General features: G+C 72.9%; 14 protein-coding genes. 9 read left to right on the top strand and 5 right to left on the bottom strand.

The window, feature by feature from the left end; all coding sequences use genetic code 11:
• Positions 1-5: 5 nt before the first annotated feature.
• Genes IE180_RS08470 through IE180_RS08460 form a run of 3 tightly spaced genes read right to left on the bottom strand, consistent with a single transcriptional unit; the run spans position 6 to position 3,459 of the window.
• Positions 6-875 (bottom strand): ABC transporter permease, encoded by an 870-nt coding sequence (locus IE180_RS08470; RefSeq protein WP_190156153.1) that lies wholly within the window; start codon positions 873-875, stop codon positions 6-8.
• Positions 872-1,825: an ABC transporter permease gene (locus tag IE180_RS08465; protein ID WP_190156152.1), complete on the bottom strand. Its 954-nt coding sequence runs from the start codon at positions 1,823-1,825 to the stop codon at positions 872-874. The genes IE180_RS08470 and IE180_RS08465 overlap by 4 nt, the downstream gene beginning before the upstream one ends.
• Positions 1,822-3,459, bottom strand: coding sequence for an ABC transporter substrate-binding protein (locus IE180_RS08460; RefSeq protein WP_190156151.1), 1,638 nt, complete (start codon positions 3,457-3,459; stop codon positions 1,822-1,824). The genes IE180_RS08465 and IE180_RS08460 overlap by 4 nt, the downstream gene beginning before the upstream one ends.
• A 142-nt stretch (positions 3,460-3,601) precedes the next feature.
• Here IE180_RS08460 and IE180_RS08455 point away from each other — a divergent pair, with 142 nt between their 5' ends.
• On the top strand, positions 3,602-4,657 hold the full coding sequence (locus IE180_RS08455; protein WP_190156150.1) for a LacI family DNA-binding transcriptional regulator: 1,056 nt from the start codon (positions 3,602-3,604) through the stop codon (positions 4,655-4,657).
• Positions 4,658-4,666: 9 nt separating this feature from the next.
• Here IE180_RS08455 and IE180_RS08450 read toward each other — a convergent pair whose 3' ends face one another.
• A complete protein-coding gene (locus tag IE180_RS08450; RefSeq protein WP_190156149.1) occupies positions 4,667-6,301 on the bottom strand; it encodes an amidohydrolase in 1,635 nt (544 codons plus the stop codon).
• 92 nt (positions 6,302-6,393) lie between these two features.
• Here IE180_RS08450 and IE180_RS08445 point away from each other — a divergent pair, with 92 nt between their 5' ends.
• From IE180_RS08445 to surE, 4 genes are all read left to right on the top strand, one after another.
• Positions 6,394-7,107, top strand: a complete 714-nt coding sequence (locus IE180_RS08445; protein ID WP_190156148.1) for a TetR/AcrR family transcriptional regulator — start codon at positions 6,394-6,396, stop codon at positions 7,105-7,107.
• A 111-nt stretch (positions 7,108-7,218) separates the two neighbouring features.
• Positions 7,219-8,610 carry an NAD(P)/FAD-dependent oxidoreductase gene (locus IE180_RS08440; protein WP_190156147.1) on the top strand — a complete coding sequence of 464 codons (1,392 nt, stop codon included), beginning with the start codon at positions 7,219-7,221 and terminating at the stop codon, positions 8,608-8,610.
• A gap of 70 nt (positions 8,611-8,680) precedes the next feature.
• A complete protein-coding gene (locus IE180_RS08435; protein ID WP_190156146.1) occupies positions 8,681-9,082 on the top strand; it encodes an MFS transporter in 402 nt (133 codons plus the stop codon).
• Positions 9,083-9,199: 117 nt separating this feature from the next.
• Positions 9,200-10,273, top strand: a complete 1,074-nt coding sequence (surE, locus tag IE180_RS08430) for a 5'/3'-nucleotidase SurE (RefSeq protein ID WP_190156145.1) — start codon at positions 9,200-9,202, stop codon at positions 10,271-10,273.
• A 9-nt stretch (positions 10,274-10,282) separates the two neighbouring features.
• On the opposite strand, the gene IE180_RS08425 is transcribed toward surE, so the two are convergent.
• On the bottom strand, positions 10,283-10,696 hold the full coding sequence (locus tag IE180_RS08425; protein ID WP_229860374.1) for a MarR family winged helix-turn-helix transcriptional regulator: 414 nt from the start codon (positions 10,694-10,696) through the stop codon (positions 10,283-10,285).
• Between the two features lie 206 nt (positions 10,697-10,902).
• Between IE180_RS08425 and IE180_RS08420 the strand changes: the two genes are divergently transcribed.
• The 4 genes from IE180_RS08420 to IE180_RS08405 all read left to right on the top strand — a co-directional run bounded on the left by IE180_RS08420 (position 10,903) and on the right by IE180_RS08405 (position 14,790).
• Positions 10,903-11,814: an SDR family oxidoreductase gene (locus tag IE180_RS08420; RefSeq protein WP_190156144.1), complete on the top strand. Its 912-nt coding sequence runs from the start codon at positions 10,903-10,905 to the stop codon at positions 11,812-11,814.
• Between the two features lies 1 nt (position 11,815).
• Positions 11,816-12,721: an amidohydrolase family protein gene (locus IE180_RS08415; RefSeq protein ID WP_190156143.1), complete on the top strand. Its 906-nt coding sequence runs from the start codon at positions 11,816-11,818 to the stop codon at positions 12,719-12,721.
• Positions 12,715-14,262 (top strand): acyl-CoA synthetase, encoded by a 1,548-nt coding sequence (locus tag IE180_RS08410; RefSeq protein WP_190156142.1) that lies wholly within the window; start codon positions 12,715-12,717, stop codon positions 14,260-14,262. The genes IE180_RS08415 and IE180_RS08410 overlap by 7 nt, the downstream gene beginning before the upstream one ends.
• A 69-nt stretch (positions 14,263-14,331) precedes the next feature.
• A complete protein-coding gene (locus tag IE180_RS08405; protein WP_190156141.1) occupies positions 14,332-14,790 on the top strand; it encodes a MaoC family dehydratase in 459 nt (152 codons plus the stop codon).
• Positions 14,791-14,879: the final 89 nt, after the last annotated feature.

The raw sequence follows: 14,879 nt of genomic DNA, 5'->3' as shown, positions 1-14,879 counted from the left end.
GCCGTTCACCGTTCCCGCTTCGCGATCCGGTCGGCGAGCCCCTCGCCGACGATGCCGAACGCCACCACGGCGAGCACGATGCACGCGGAGGGCGCGAGGGCCGGCAGCATGGCCCCCTGCAGGACGGCCGCCTGCCCCTCGTTGATCATGGCGCCCCAGTCGGCGGCCGGCGGCTGCACCCCGAAGCCGAGGAACGACAGGGCCGCCAGGTCCATCAGGGCGTACCCGAAGTTCATCGCGGACTGGGCGAAGACCGTCGGCGCGACGTTGGGCAGCAGGTGGCGCACGCAGACGGTCCAGCCGGACCAGCCCTGCACCCGGTACGCCTCGATGTACGGCCGGGCCTTCTCCTGCCGCGCGATGCCCCGGACCAGCCGGCCCACGTACGGGGTGTAGGCGACGGACATGGCGATCACGGGCGCGGTGAGTCCCTCGCCGACGACCGACACGAGCAGGATCGCGAGCAGCAGGCCGGGGATCGAGAAGACGAGGTCCATGGACCGGGAGAGCAGCGTGTCCACCCAGCCGCCGCGCCAGGCCGCCACCACGCCGAGGAGGGTGCCGAGCAGGGTGGAGACGCCGACGACGAGCAGCGGCCCGAGCAGCCCGGTGCGGGCGCCGGTGAGCAGCCGGGACAGGACGTCCCGCCCCGACTGGTCCGTGCCGAGCAGATGGTCGCCGGTGGTGCCGACGAGACTCGCCGACAGGTCGAGCGACTCGGGGTCGTACGGGGTGAGGACGGGCGCGAGGAGGGCGACCAGGACGAGCGCGGCGAGCACCGCGACCGAGACCGCGAAGAGCGGCCCCTGGCCGAAGGGGCGCAGGGCGCGCAGCCCGGGCCTGCGGTACGGCACCGCGGAGGTGGTGGAGGTCATGAGGAGCCTTCCCCGAGGGAGAGACGGGGGTCGATGAGCGGGGCGAGCAGGTCGACGACGAGGTTGACGAGGACGAAGGCCGCGACGCTGAGCAGCGTGATCGCCTGCACGACCGCGAAGTCCTTCGCGGTGACGGACTGCACGAGCAGCGAGCCGAGCCCGGGGACGTCGAAGGCGGTCTCGACGATCGAGGTGCTGATGAGGAGGCCGGCGAGCATCGTGCCGCCGACGGTGACGACGGGCCCGAGCGCGTTGCGCAGCACGTGCCGGCGGACCACGGACCGGCCCGCGACGCCCCGGGCCCGCGCCACCTCGACGTGCTCGCGCCCCAGTTCGTCGAGCATCGCCGAGCGGGTCACCCGGGCGAGGAGCCCCGCGAAGGACAGCGCCAGGGCGACGGACGGCAGCGTCAGCTGGTACAGCCGCTCGGAGAGGCCCGCCGGGGTGCCGCCGCCCGGCCCCGGGAACCAGCCGAGCCGGACGGAGAAGAGCGAGACGAGCGCGATGGCCGTCACGAACGAGGGCGTGGCGGTGGCGACGCCGGTGCCGATGAGCACCACCCGGTCCGGGAGGCCGGGGCGCAGGGCGGCGAGGATGCCGGCGGCCACCCCGAGCACCGCGACGAGCACGGCGGCGCAGCCGACGAGCAGGGCGGTGCCGGTGAGGCGCGAACCGATCAGAGAGGCCACGTCCTGGTGGTACTGGGTCGAGCGGCCGAAGTCGCCGCTCAGCACGGACCCGAGCCACTTCGCGTACTGGGCGACCAGCGGGTCGTCGAGGTGGTGCTCCGCCCGCAGGGCCGCCACGGCCGAGGGGGTCGCGGGGCGGCCGTGCAGCAGGAACGACACCGGGTCGCCGGGGGCCAGGTGGACGGAGCCGAAGACCACGAGGGAGGTCACGAACAGCACCGCCACCAGGCCGAGGAGCCGTCCGACGAGGTAGCGCGTCATCGCTTGGAGGCCCCGATCGTCGCGGCCCACGGGAAGTAGAGCTGGGCGATGCCGGTCGGCGCGCCGGTGATCCGCTTGCCGAGGAAGACCGAGTAGGGCGCCTCGTAGACGGGGATGACCGGCAGCTCGTCGAGCGCGATCTTCTGGAGCCTGGCGGTGAGTCCGGCGCGCTTGACCGGGTCCGGCTCGGAGTTCGCCCGGTCGAAGGCGACGTCGAACTCGGCGTTCGACCAGCGGCCGTAGTTCCCGAAGTCGCCGGTGCGCAGGTACTGGTAGAACTCCAGCGGGTCGGGCGTGTTGTCGTAGCCGTTGGTGATGACGAGGTCGAGGCCCTCGCGCGCGTCCGGGTCGACGAAGATGCTGCTGTACGCGTCGGGCGAGACCGGCTTCAGCACGACGTCGAGCCCGATCTGTCGGCCCGCGGCCTGGACGGCGTTGGCGACGACGCTGATCTCGGGCGCCATGCTGCTGGTGGCGACGGTGACCCTGCGGCCCTTCGCGTGGGCCTCCTCGACGAGCTTCTTCGCGCCCTCGACGTCGTACGCGGGTTCGGGCAGCGTGTCGAAGAGCTCCGCCGTCCTGTCCGGGGCCAGCGCCCAGGCGCCGCGCGCGGCGGGGGCCTTGGCGGGGACGCCGACGCCGCCGGCCGCGGCCTTGACGATGTTCTTCCGGTCGAGGGCCATCGACAGGGCCTTGCGGACCTTGAGGTTGGAGAGCGTGCCGTGGAAGTCGAGGACCGCGAGGTTCGCGGCGGCGGTGTTGGGGCCGAAGAGGAGCGTGCCCCTGCTGCTCGCGCCGAGCTGGGCGAAGGAGGAGGACGGGACCATGTAGCCGCCGTCGGCGGTGCCGGACAGGAAGGCGTTGGAGCGGGCCGCGGCGTCCTCGACGAAGGTGAACTTCACCTTGTCGGACTTGGGGGAGAGCGTCTTGTCCCAGTAGGCCGCGTTCTTCCTGAGGGTGATGCTGTCGCCCTGGACCCAGCTGTCGAGGGCGTACGGACCGGTGCAGTTCAGCTTCCCCCTGGGGGTGCCGTAGTCCTTGCCCTGCTTCGCCAGTGAGGCGGCGCTGACGACGGTGCCGGGGGAGGCGGCCATCATCTCGTGGAAGAGGACGTCGGCCTTGCCGAGGCGGATGGTCACCTCCAGGGGGCCGGTCTTCTCGATGGAGTCGACGGTCTTGAAGGAGGAGCCCCACGGGGATCCGGTCTTCGGATCCATCTGGCGCTTGAGGGAGGCGACGACGTCGTCGGCGGTCAGGGTGGTGCCGTCGTGGAACTTCACCCCCGGGCGCAGGGTGTAGACGAGGGTGCGCGGGTCCGGCTGGGACCACTTCACGGCGAGGCCGGGGACGATCTTCATGTCGGGCGTGACCCGCAGCAGCTGCTCGCAGACGTTGGCGAGGACGGTGTTCGGCGGGTAGTCGTACGCGAGGGCGTAGTCGAGGGTGTACGGCTCGGCGTACAGGGACCAGGTGAAGGAGTTCAGCGGGCCCTGCGCGGGCGGGGAGGTCGGGGTGACCTTGAAGTGAGTGCCGCCGCCGGCCACGGGCGGCTTCGTGGCGCCGGAGCAGCCGGCGGTGGTGGCCGCTATCGCGGCGGTACAGACGAGAAGCGCGATGGCTCTGGGCATGCGCATGGGGACCCACCCCTTTACGGGTGTAGTGACGGGCTCGGGGGGATGGAGCGAGTATTGGTGCGGGAACGTTCCCGCACAAGACCTGCAGACGACTTTGCGGGAACGGTTTTGCAGAGGTCGCGAGGGTGGCAGCATCACCCCCATGACCGAAGCTTCACGGCACGGCGGGCAGCCCTCGCCGCCCACCCCGCGCGTTCGCCTCGTCGACGTGGCCCGCGAGGCGGGCCTGTCCAAGACGACCGTCTCCGCGGCGCTCAACGGCACCGGCAGACTCTCCCCCGAGGTACGGGAGAGGGCCCGCGAGACCGCGCGCAGAATGGGCTACCGGCCCAACGCCACCGCGCGCCATCTGCGCGCGGGGCGGGCCAGGCTGATCGGATACGTGGTCGGCGAGTTCGCCGCCACCCCCTGGACCTTCCTCGAGTCGCCGTACTTCGCCCGGCTGACCGGCGCCACCGCGGCCACCGCGCTGCGCCGCGGCTACGCCGTGGTGCTGCTGCCCGCCGGCTCGCTGCAGAGCGAGTGGGCCGACCTGTCCCTCGACGCGGTGGTCGTCGCCGACCCCGTCGCCGACGACCCGGTCGTCGAGGGCCTGCTCGCCGCCGGCGTCCCCGTCTTCACGGACCGTTCCGTCGAGGGGACGCCGGGGGCCTACTGGGTGGACGTCGACGCGGGCGGCGCCGTCCGCGAGGCCCTCGACCACCTCCGGGAGCAGGGGGCCCGGCGGCCCGTCCTCGTCGTGCCGGACAGCACCACCCGCTTCCACACGGAGGTGTCCGCCGCCCACCGGGAGTGGTGCGCCGCCCACGGCCTGCCGGAACGGACGGTGCGCGTCGGGGAGGCCGGCAACGGACCGGTGGTGCGCGGCGTCGAGACCGCCCTGACCGCCGACGGGCCGGAGCGCCCCGACGCCCTCCTGGTCGTGGCCGAGGCGAGCCCGCCCCTCGTCCTGGAGGCGGCGCGCCGTCACGGCTACGGGGTCCCGGACGACCTGCTGGTCGTCCTGGTCAGCGAGGACGCCACGGCCCTCCACACCGACCCTCCGGTCAGCACGCTGAGCCTGCGGCCCGAGGCGGTCGCGGAGGCAGGCGTCGAACACCTCGTCGCGGTGCTGGAACACGGCCGACGGGAACCCGCCGGGACGCTCGTGCCGACGCGGCTGGACGTCCGGGCGTCCTCGGTGAGGCCCCGGAGGTAGAGCCGCCGGTCAGACCGAGTGGACCAGCCGTCCGCCGACGTACGTCCGCTCCACCCGGGCCTCGGCGATCTCCTCCGGCGGCCCGGTGAGGACGTCCCGGTCCAGGACGACCAGGTCGGCGAGGTGGCCGGGGCGCAGGCTGCCGGTGTCGTCGAGGCCGTTCACGTGCGCGGTGCCCGCCGTGTAGGCGGCGAGCGCCGTGGGGAGGTCGAGGCGCTGCTCGGCGTAGAAGACCCGGTCGTCGGCGGCCCCGGGCTCGCGGCGGTTGACGGCGACGTGGATGCCCGCGATCGGGTCCGGGCTGCTGACCGGCCAGTCGCTGCCGGCCGCGAGGGTGGCCCCGGCCCGCACCAGATCGCCGAACGGGTACTGCCAGGCGGCGCGTTCGGGGCCCAGGAACGGGATGGTCAGCTCGTCCATCTGCGGCTCGTGCGCCGCCCACAGCGGCTGGATGTTGGCGATGGCGCCGAGCGCCGCGAACCGGGCCAGGTCGTCGGGGTGGACGACCTGGAGGTGCGCGAGGTGGTGCCGGTTGCCGCGCCGCCCGTTCGCGGCGATCGCGGCCTCCAGCGCGTCCAGGGCCTCGCGCACGGCCCGGTCGCCCAGGGCGTGGAAGTGGACCTGGAAGTCGAGGGCGTCGAGCTCGGTCACGTACCCGCGCAGCGCCTCCGGATCCACGAAGCTCAGTCCGCTGTTGGCGGTGGCGCAGCCGCAGCCGTCCAGGTACGGGGCGGTCATGGCGGCGGTGAAGTTCTCCGCGATGCCGTCCTGCATGATCTTCACCGAGCCGGCCCGGAACCGTCCGAGGCTGAACTTCTCGCGGCGGGCGACCAGTTCGGGGATCTGCTCGGAGCCCCGCTCCCGGTCCCACCAGAGCGCCCCGGTCACCCGGGCGGTCAGCGAACCGTCGCCGGCGGCCGTCAGATACGCCTCCGAGGGGTCGGTCATCCCGCCGAAGGAGCCGAGCAGCGCGTCCTGCCAGGCCGTGATGCCCAGCGAGTGCAGCAGCTTCTGGGCGCGCAGCAGACCGGCGAGGCGGTCCTCGGCGGTGGCCGCCGGCACCAGTCCGGCGACGAGCCCGATCGCGCCCTCCTGGAGCATGCCGCTGGGGGAGCCGTCCGCCTCCCGCTCGATCCGCCCGTCGGCGGGATCGGGGGTGGCGGCGGTGAGCCCCGCGAGTTCGAGGGCGCGGGAGTTGGCCCAGGCGCCGTGGTGGTCCCGGTTCGACAGCAGGACCGGCCGGTCGGGAACGACGGAGTCGAGCAGCTGCCGGGTGGGCAGTCCGCCCTCGAAGCTCTCCATCGACCAGCCGCCGCCGGTGATCCAGGGGCGCTCCGGATGGGCGTCGGCGTACTCCCTGACCCGCGTCAGGTAGTCGGCGACGCCGACCGTGCCGGTGAGGTCGCACTCGGCCAGCTCCTTGCCGCCGGAGACGGCGTGGACGTGGGCGTCCTGGAAGCCGGGGAGCAGCAGCTTCCCCGTCAGGTCGACGACCTCCGTGCCGGGCCCGACGAGGTCCCGCACCTCGTCGTGGCCGACCGCCGCGATCCGCTCGCCGACGACGGCGAGCGAGGTCGCCCGGGTGCGGGCCGGGTCCGCCGTGAAGACGGGCCCGTTGGTGAAGACCAGATCGGCCGTGGGCATGGGCGCTCCAGAACATGTGGTGTCGGTTGGTGGGCGCCATGCAAGCGGGCGGGCCGTTTACACGTCAATGGTGTTGACGTAAGGTTCCGGCCATGTCCGAACGCGTGGTCCCCGAGGGCAGGCGGCAGCGCCGGCGCCCCACCAAGCAGGGCGCCGTCCTCTCGGAGCGGCTCATCGTCGAGACCGCGCTGCGCCTGATCGCCCAGCACGGAGCGGAGGCCCTGTCGGTACGGAGGCTGGGCGCCGCGCTCGGCGCCGACCCCACCGCCCTGTACCGCTACTTCCGGAACACCGACGCCCTGCTCCTCGCCGTCGCCGACGAGATCATCGGCCGCGCGCAGGAGGGTTGGGCGGCCACCGGCGACTGGCGGACGGACCTCCGCGAGCTGGGCCTCCGGATCCACGGCTGCTACCAGGCCTACCCGCAGGCGGCCGCCCTCGCGGCCCACCGCACCACCGGCCGGCCGTACGAGACCCGGGCCGTCGAGCGGATCCTCGGCGTCCTGCGCTCGGCCGGCTTCCCGGACCCCCTCGCCGTGCGGATCTACCACGCCTTCGTCGACCAGGCCCTCGCCTTCGCGGCCCAGGACGCCGCCGCGCTCGCCCTGCCGCCCGCCGCCCGGGAGAAGGAGGCGGAGGTCTGGCACGCGGTCTACGGCAGGCTGTCGCCCGAGACCCACCCGAACGTCGCCGCGACCCTCCCCCTGCTCGCCGCCGACATGCGCGACAGCGGCTATCCGTTCGCCCTGGAACTCATGCTCGCCGCGGTGGCGGCGCTGCGGCCGGAGCCGAGCCCGGAAGGCTGACGTCGGCGCTTACGTCAACACCATTGACCTTGTTCCTCACGGCGGAGTCTCATGGCGGCACTTCGGAGGCCGCCCGCGCTCGGGCGCCTCCGCGACCCCGAAGGAACACCCATGGACCACCTCAGCGCGCTCCGGGATGTCGACCACACGCCGTTCTGGCTCGACGACCCCCGCCGGCCGCAGCCCGCCCCCGCCCTCGTCGGCGGCACCACCTGCGACCTCCTCGTGGTCGGCGGCGGCTACACCGGCCTGTGGACCGCACTCGTCGCCAAGGAGCGCGACCCCTCCGCCGACGTCGTGCTGGTCGAGGCCGACGAGGTCGGCGGCGCGGCCTCCGGCCGCAACGGCGGCTTCTGCGAGTCGAGCCTCACCCACGGCCTCGCGAACGGCCTCCAGCGCTGGCCCGAGGAGATCGGCCTCCTGGAGCGCCTCGGCCGAGAGAACCTCCAGGCCATCGAGGACGCCATCGAGCGCTACGGCATCGACTGCGACTGGGAGCGCACCGGTTCCCTCGTCGTCGCCACCGAGCGGTACCAGCTCGACGGCCTCGCGGAGGAGGCCGGGGCCGCCGCCCGCTACGGAGGCAAGCCCCTCCTCCTCGACGCCGAGGAGGTCCGCGCCGAGGTCGACTCCCCGACCTTCCTCGGCGGCCTGTGGAACCAGGACGACGTCGCCATGGTCAACCCGGCCCGGCTCGCCTGGGGACTCAAGCAGGCCTGCCTCGACCTCGGCGTCCGCATCCACGAACACACCCCCGCGACCTCCCTCGGCGAGCACGGCGCCGTCGTCGCCGTCGGCACCCCCTACGGCCGGATCACCGCCCGTCGCGTCGCGCTCGCCACCAACGCCTACCCGTCGCTGCTCCGGCGCCACCGCCCGTACACCGTCCCCGTGTACGACTACGCGCTCATGACCGAGCCGCTCACCGAGGAGCAGCTCGCCTCCGTCGGGTGGACGCGCCGCCAGGGCTTCGCGGACTGCGCCAACCAGTTCCACTACGTCCGGCTCTCCGCCGACAACCGCATCCTCTGGGGCGGTTACGACGCCGTCTACCACGGCGGCCCGGTCCGCGCCGAGCACGACCGCAGGCCGGAGACGTACGCGAAGCTCGCGGAACATTTCTTCACAACGTTTCCGCAGCTGGAAGGGGTTCGGTTCAGTCACGCCTGGGGCGGGGCCATTGACACCAGCACTCGCTTCTGCGTTTTCTTTGACACGTGTCACCACGGCAAGGTCGCCCACGCCGCCGGCTACACCGGTCTCGGTGTCGGCGCCACCCGCTTCGGCGCCGAGGTGATGCTCGACCTGCTGGCCGGCGAGTCCACCGAACGCACCGGCCTGGAACTCGTACGCCGCAAGCCCCTGCCGTTCCCGCCCGAGCCCGTCCGCTCCATCGGCATCAACATCACCAGGTGGTCCATGGCGCGCGCCGACCTCAACGAGGGGCGGCGCAACCTCTGGCTCCGCACCCTCGACCGCTTCGGCCTCGGCTTCGACAGCTGACCCCGCACCACCGCACGTCCCCGCTCACGCACGACCCGCCCCCCGAGGGGCCGTGGCCGAGGAGAACGACATGAACGCATCCGAAGTCCGCCCGGCCGGCCCGGCGGAGTCGGAGCCGCAGTCCGGCGTTCCGACCGCCGCCCTGTCCGTCCCCGGCGACATCGCCGTGGGCTACCTCGTGCTCGGCGCCGTCATCGCCGGCGCGGCCGTCCTCCTCACCGCCGTGGTCCGCGAGCGACGCCGGCCGAAGGCCGAACCGGTGCCGCCCGGAAGGCGGTCGGCCGCCTTCACCGACACCCTCAGGTCGGCCGACTTCCGCTGGGTCTTCATCGGCCGCTTCCCGCAGATCCTCGCGCCGTTCCTCGCCGCCCTGCTCGTCGGCGCGATCGGTTACGACGGGCCGTACGTCACGGCCGCCCTGATCACGTTGCTCGGCGCGGCCGCGGTGATCCCGGTCACGTCGGTGCGCTGAGGCGGCGGCCCCGCACCATCCTCCCCGGACTCGCGGCCCCACCGGAGCCGCGACGCCGGGCGGCGCCACCTGACCGGGCGCCGCCCGGCACTCTCTCCCACCGAAGGGAAAGCGCCCATGTCGTCGATGTCGTCGACCTCCCGCAGACTCGGACTCGCGACCGTGGGGGCCGCGCTGATCGCCGCGGCCGGAGTGACCGCGTACGCGACCGCTCCCCCGTCAGCCCCGCCCCGCCCGCTCGCCGGAATGCGGATCCTGATCGCCAACGACGATTCGATGCAGGCGGCGAAGGCGAGCAACTCGGACGGTCTCGGCCTGTACGAGCTGCGCCGCGCGATGTGCGCCGCCGGGGCCGACGTCGTGGTCATGGCTCCGTGGCAGGTCCAGTCCGGGAAGGGCACCGCCGTCAGCAACGGCGGCGTCCTCACCGCCCAGCGCCGGACCGCCCTGCCCGCCGGCTACGAGCACGACTGCGTCCAGGCGCCGTCCGGCGGCGCGGTCTACGGCGTGTGCCTCGCCGACGGCCCCTGCACCGAGGACTCGCCGTCCGCGACCCCCGCCGACACCGTCAAGCTCGCCCTCCGCGCGGGCCTCAAGGCCAAGGCCGGCTGGGACTCCGCTCCCGACCTCGTCCTCACCGGCATCAACTCCGGCCCCAACGTCTCCGCGCAGGTCAACGACTCCGGTACGGTCGGCGCCGCCGTCGCCGCGATCGACGAGGACGTCCCCGCGATCGCCTTCTCCTCGGCCGGCGACGAGACGAACACGTTCTTCCCGCGCGTCAACTACCGCGCGAACGCCGAGTTCGGCGCCCGCTTCGTGGCGGGACTCAAGCAGCGCGGACTGCTCACCGACGACTTCGTGCTCAAGGTCGACTACCCCGACGTCAGCACCGGGACGCCCGCCAAGGCCCCCGCCTGGACGAGCGTCGGCCACGGCGCCGTCATCTGGCACGCGTACGAGCGGACCGGGGAGGACTCCTTCGAGATCGGACTCGGGTTCTGCGAGGAGACGCCGGGCGAGCCCTGCACCGAGACCGAGAAGGACGCCGACTCCGCGGCCCTGTTCCGGGACGGCCGCATCGCGATCGCCCCGGTGGCCGCCGACCGCACCTACGGAGCGAGGGAAGCGCACCCCGAGACGCTGCGGAAGATCCGCCGGTACGTCGAGCGCGACGCCCCTCGCGGCTGACCCCGTCCCCTAGGACAGGGACCGCCACGCCCCGATCAGCGCCTCCCTGAGCACGTCGATCTCCTCGGCACTCAGACCTGCGACCATGCGCTCTTCCAGCGCGCGGGCCGGCTCGGCGTACTCGGCGAGCAGTCGCCGTCCCGGGTCGGCGATCAGGATGAGGCGTTCGCGACGGTTGGCGGGGTTGGGCTCGCGGCGGATCAGGCCCCGGCCCTCCAGGGCGCGCACCATGTCGGCCATCGACTGGGCGGTGACGAAGGAGTCGCGGGCGAGCTGGGCGGCGGAGATGCCGTCGTGCCGCTCCAGCACCGTCAGGGCGGTGTACTGCAGGGCCGTGATGCCGGCGGGCTTGACCAGCTCCTCCAGGCGGGCCCGCACCGCCAGCTCCGTCCTCTTGAGCAGGTAGAGCAGTGAGGTGCTCACGTTCGTCCTCCCGTGGTGGGTGCGCCCGGGGTGGTCGTGCCGCTCCCGGACCGGCTGCCGCCGGGGTGACGGCACCCCTCACCCTAAAACATTGACAGGAATCCTGTTGATACCCAGACTGGCGTTCATCAGGATTCCTGTCGATCCCGGCTCGTGCCGGGACTTCGGCATACCCCCTTCCACCCCCTTTACGAGAGGCACCTCTCATGGATCTTCACGGCAAGGTCGCTGTCGTCACCGGCAGCGGACGCGGTCTCGGACTGGCCTACGCACGGGCTCTCGCCGCGGCCGGCGCCGCCGTCGTGGTCAACGACGTCGACCAGGCCGTCGTCGACGACGCCGTCGCCGCCATCACGGCCGAGGGGGGCCGGGCGGCCGGCGTCGTCGCGGCGGTGGGGGACAGCGCGGCCGCGCAGGAGCTGGTGGACGCGGCTGTGCGGGAGTTCGGACGCCTGGACGTGCTCGTCACCAACGCCGGCATCCTGCGCGACCGCGTGCTGTGGAAGATGACCGACGAGGACTTCGACGACGTGGTCCGCGTCCACCTGCGCGGCACCTTCACCTGCGCCCGCGCCGCCGCCGTCCGCATGCGCGAGCAGGGCACCGGTGGCCGACTGGTCCTCATCTCCTCCCCGGCCGGCCAGCGCGGCAACTTCGGCCAGACCAACTACGCGGCCGCCAAGGCGGGCATCGTCGCCATGGCCCGCACCTGGGCCATGGAGCTGGGCCGCGCCGGCATCACCGTCAACGCCGTCGTCCCGGTCGCCGCCACCGAGATGACCAAGACCATCCCGGCCTTCGCCCCGGTCATCGAGGAGTCCGAGCGCACGGGCGAGCCGCTGCCGGACTGGCTGCGCAAGGACGAGGGCCTCGGCACCGTCGAGGACGTCGCCGCCCTGATCACCTTCCTGGCCTCGGACGACTCCGACGGAGTGACCGGTCAGGCCATCGGCATCGGCGGCGACCGGCTCGCCCTGTGGGCCCACCCCAAGGAGAAGTCCGTCGCCTTCGCCGACGGCGGCTGGACGGGCGACGCCATCGCCGCCGAGTGGCCGGGCGGCGTCGGGGCCGAGCCCGAGACCTACGGCATCCCCGCGCCCCAGGCCCCGGTGGCGTGACATGAGCGACCTCGCGCTCGACCTCGACCAGCTCACGGCCATCGATGTCCACACGCACGCGGAGATCTCCAAGGACGGCCACGGGGCGCTGAGCCCGGAGCTCTTCGGAGCCTCCGAGGAGTACTTCAAGGCCCATGGCCACCGGCAGCCGACCATCGACGAGATGGCCGACCACTACCGGGAGCGCCGCATGGCGGCCGTGGTGTTCACCGTCGACGCCGAGCACGCCACGGGCCACCCGCGGATCTCCAACGAGGAGATCGCGGAGAGCTGCGCCGCCCACGCCGACACGCTCATCCCCTTCGCGAGCATCGACCCGCACAAAGGACGCGCGGGCGTCCGGGAGGCCCGGCGCCTGGTCGAGGAGTACGGCGTCCGCGGCTTCAAGTTCCACCCGAGCATCCAGGCGTTCGCCCCGAACGACCCGCTCGCCTACCCCCTGTACGAGGCCATCGAGGAGCTGGGCGTTCCCGCGCTCTTCCACACCGGCCAGACCGGCATCGGCGCCGGCGTCCCGGGCGGCGGCGGCATCCGGCTGAAGTACTCGAACCCGATGCTGGTCGACGACGTGGCCGTCGACTTCCCCGAGCTGCGGATCATCCTGGCCCACCCGTCCTTCCCCTGGCAGGACGAGGCCCTGGCGGTCGCCACCCACAAGCCGCACGTCTACATCGACCTGTCCGGCTGGTCCCCGAAGTACTTCCCTCCGCAGCTCGTCCGGTACGCCAACACCCTGCTCAAGGACAAGGTGCTCTTCGGCTCCGACTACCCCGTCATCACCCCCGACCGGTGGCTCGCCGACTTCGAGAAGCTCGACATCAAGCCCGAGGTCCGGCCGAAGATCCTCAAGGGGAACGCCGCCTACGTGCTGGGCCTGACGGCGGACCGAAAGGGACAACCATGTTGAACCAAGGCATCGGCTCCTGGCCCGCGCGCCGGGCCCGCAGGACGCCCGACCGGGTCGCCGTGGTCCACGAGGACCGCACCCAGACCTACCGCGAGCTGAACGAGCGCGTGCTGCGCCTCGCCCACGCCCTGCGGGCACTCGGCGTGGCAGGGGGGGACCGGGTCGCGTACCTCGGCCCCAACCACCCGGCGTTCCTGGAGACCCTGTTCGCCGCCGGGGCGCTGGGGGCGGTCTTCGTCCCCCTCAACACCCGGCTCGCGGCGCCGGAGCTGGCCCACAACCTGGCCGACTCGGGCAGCACCGTCCTCGTCCACGCGCCCGAGCAGGCCGCGGCGGCCCGTGCCGCGGCGGCCGAGGCGGAGGTACCGCACCGGATCGCCCTCGCCGGCCCCGACGAGGACGGTGGCCTCGGCTACGAGGAACTGCTCGCCGGCGCCGGGACCGACCCGCTGGACGAGGCCGTGGCGCCCGAGGACCCGTGCATGATCATGTACACCTCCGGGACCACGGGCCGCCCCAAGGGCGCCGTCCTCTCCCACGCCAACATCACCTGGAACAGCGTCAACGTCCTCGTCGACACCGACCTGTCCGGCGACGAGGTCACCCTCGTCGTCGCCCCGCTGTTCCACACCGGCGGCCTCAACATGACCTGCCTGCCGACCCTCCTCAAGGGCGGCCGCGTGGTCCTCCTCGGAGCCTTCGACGCCGAACGCGTCCTGCAGCTCGTCGAGGACCTGGGGGTGACGTACATGTTCGGCGTCCCCACCATGTACGACGCCATCGCCGCCCGGCCCCGTTGGGCGACGGCCGACCTGTCGAGCCTGCGCACCCTCAACTGCGGCGGCGCCCCCGTGCCCGCCCGCACCATCGCCACGTACCTCGACCGCGGCCTGGCCTTCAGCCAGGGCTACGGCATGACCGAGGCGTCCCCCGGCGTCCTGTTCCTGGACCGGGAGAAGGCCTCGGAGAAGGCGGGCTCCGCCGGGGTGCCGCACTTCTTCACCGACACCCGCGTCGTCGGACCCGACGGCCGCGAGGCGGGCCCGGAGGAGCGCGGCGAGGTCCTCGTCCACGGCCCCAACGTCATGACCGGCTACTGGGGACGGCCCGAGGACACCGAGGCCGCCTTCACCGACGGCCGCTGGCTGCGGACCGGTGACATCGCCCGGACCGACGCCGAGGGCTTCGCCTACATCGTCGACCGGGCCAAGGACATGTTCGTCTCGGGCGGTGAGAACGTCTACCCGGCCGAGGTGGAGGACGCGGTCCTCAACCACCCCGCCGTCGCCGAATGCGCGGTCATCGGTGTGCCGGACCCGGTCTGGGGCGAGGTCGGCCGCGCCGTCGTCGTCCTCCGGCCCGGAGCCGATGCCGACCAGGACGACATCCTCGGCCACCTCAAGGGCCGGCTCGCCAAGTACAAGATCCCCAAGTCGCTCGTCGTGACCCGGGCGCTGCCCCGCACACCCTCCGGGAAGATCATCAAGCCCGCCGTACGCGAGGCCTACGCCACCGGTCCCACCGAGCGCCCCCCCGCGTGACGGACGGGGGAGCAGCGCTCCCGAGAGCGCTGCGCCCCCCGTCGCCCCCTGCCAACGAAAGGAACGTCCATGTCCACCACCGCCAACGGCCTCGACGAACTCAAGTCCCTCAGCGGAGCCGACCTCGGCCGCACGCGATGGCTCGAGATCACCCAGGACCGGGTGAACACCTTCGCCGACGCCACCGACGACCACCAGTGGATCCACACCGACCCGAAGAAGGCCGAGGACGGCCCCTTCGGCGGCCCGATCGCCCACGGCTACCTCACGCTCTCCCTCATGATCCCGCTCTTCGGAGAGCTGCTCAGCATCGCCGGCACCAAGATGAGCGTCAACTACGGCCTGGAGAAGGTCCGCTTCCCCAGCCCCGTCCCCGTCGGCGCGAAGATCCGCCTCCACGGCGTCGTCGGCACGGTGGAGGAGGTCAAGGGCAACGGCGTGCAGATGCCCCTGACGTTCACCGTCGAGGTCGACGGCCAGGACAAGCCGGCCTGCGTCGCCGAGGCCGTGTACCGCCACTACGCCTGACAGGACCACCCATCGGGCCCGCACGGGGGGAGGCCTCCGCTTACCGCACGGGCGGAGGCCGACCGCGGGCCGCCGGGGCGGGCGGGGCG

It is taken from the genome of Streptomyces litmocidini, from assembly GCF_014649755.1.
Lineage (GTDB): Bacteria > Actinomycetota > Actinomycetes > Streptomycetales > Streptomycetaceae > Streptomyces > Streptomyces litmocidini.
The sequence above is the reverse complement of the archived record's forward strand: the minus strand, read 5'-3'. Positions and strand labels throughout refer to the sequence as shown.

What these genes read in the sequence shown, in the direction of transcription:
- IE180_RS08405 (WP_190156141.1), top strand. Translation starts at nt 14,332, where the DNA reads ATGTCCACCACCGCCAACGGCCTCGACGAACTCAAGTCCCTCAGCGGA.
- IE180_RS08420 (WP_190156144.1), top strand. Translation starts at nt 10,903, where the DNA reads ATGGATCTTCACGGCAAGGTCGCTGTCGTCACCGGCAGCGGACGCGGT.
- IE180_RS08465 (WP_190156152.1), bottom strand. Translation starts at nt 1,825, where the DNA reads ATGACGCGCTACCTCGTCGGACGGCTCCTCGGCCTGGTGGCGGTGCTG.
- IE180_RS08445 (WP_190156148.1), top strand. Translation starts at nt 6,394, where the DNA reads ATGTCCGAACGCGTGGTCCCCGAGGGCAGGCGGCAGCGCCGGCGCCCC.
- IE180_RS08435 (WP_190156146.1), top strand. Translation starts at nt 8,681, where the DNA reads ATGAACGCATCCGAAGTCCGCCCGGCCGGCCCGGCGGAGTCGGAGCCG.
- IE180_RS08460 (WP_190156151.1), bottom strand. Translation starts at nt 3,459, where the DNA reads ATGCGCATGCCCAGAGCCATCGCGCTTCTCGTCTGTACCGCCGCGATA.
- IE180_RS08450 (WP_190156149.1), bottom strand. Translation starts at nt 6,301, where the DNA reads ATGCCCACGGCCGATCTGGTCTTCACCAACGGGCCCGTCTTCACGGCG.
- IE180_RS08415 (WP_190156143.1), top strand. Translation starts at nt 11,816, where the DNA reads ATGAGCGACCTCGCGCTCGACCTCGACCAGCTCACGGCCATCGATGTC.
- IE180_RS08440 (WP_190156147.1), top strand. Translation starts at nt 7,219, where the DNA reads ATGGACCACCTCAGCGCGCTCCGGGATGTCGACCACACGCCGTTCTGG.
- IE180_RS08470 (WP_190156153.1), bottom strand. Translation starts at nt 875, where the DNA reads ATGACCTCCACCACCTCCGCGGTGCCGTACCGCAGGCCCGGGCTGCGC.
- IE180_RS08455 (WP_190156150.1), top strand. Translation starts at nt 3,602, where the DNA reads ATGACCGAAGCTTCACGGCACGGCGGGCAGCCCTCGCCGCCCACCCCG.
- surE (WP_190156145.1), top strand. Translation starts at nt 9,200, where the DNA reads ATGTCGTCGATGTCGTCGACCTCCCGCAGACTCGGACTCGCGACCGTG.
- IE180_RS08410 (WP_190156142.1), top strand. Translation starts at nt 12,715, where the DNA reads ATGTTGAACCAAGGCATCGGCTCCTGGCCCGCGCGCCGGGCCCGCAGG.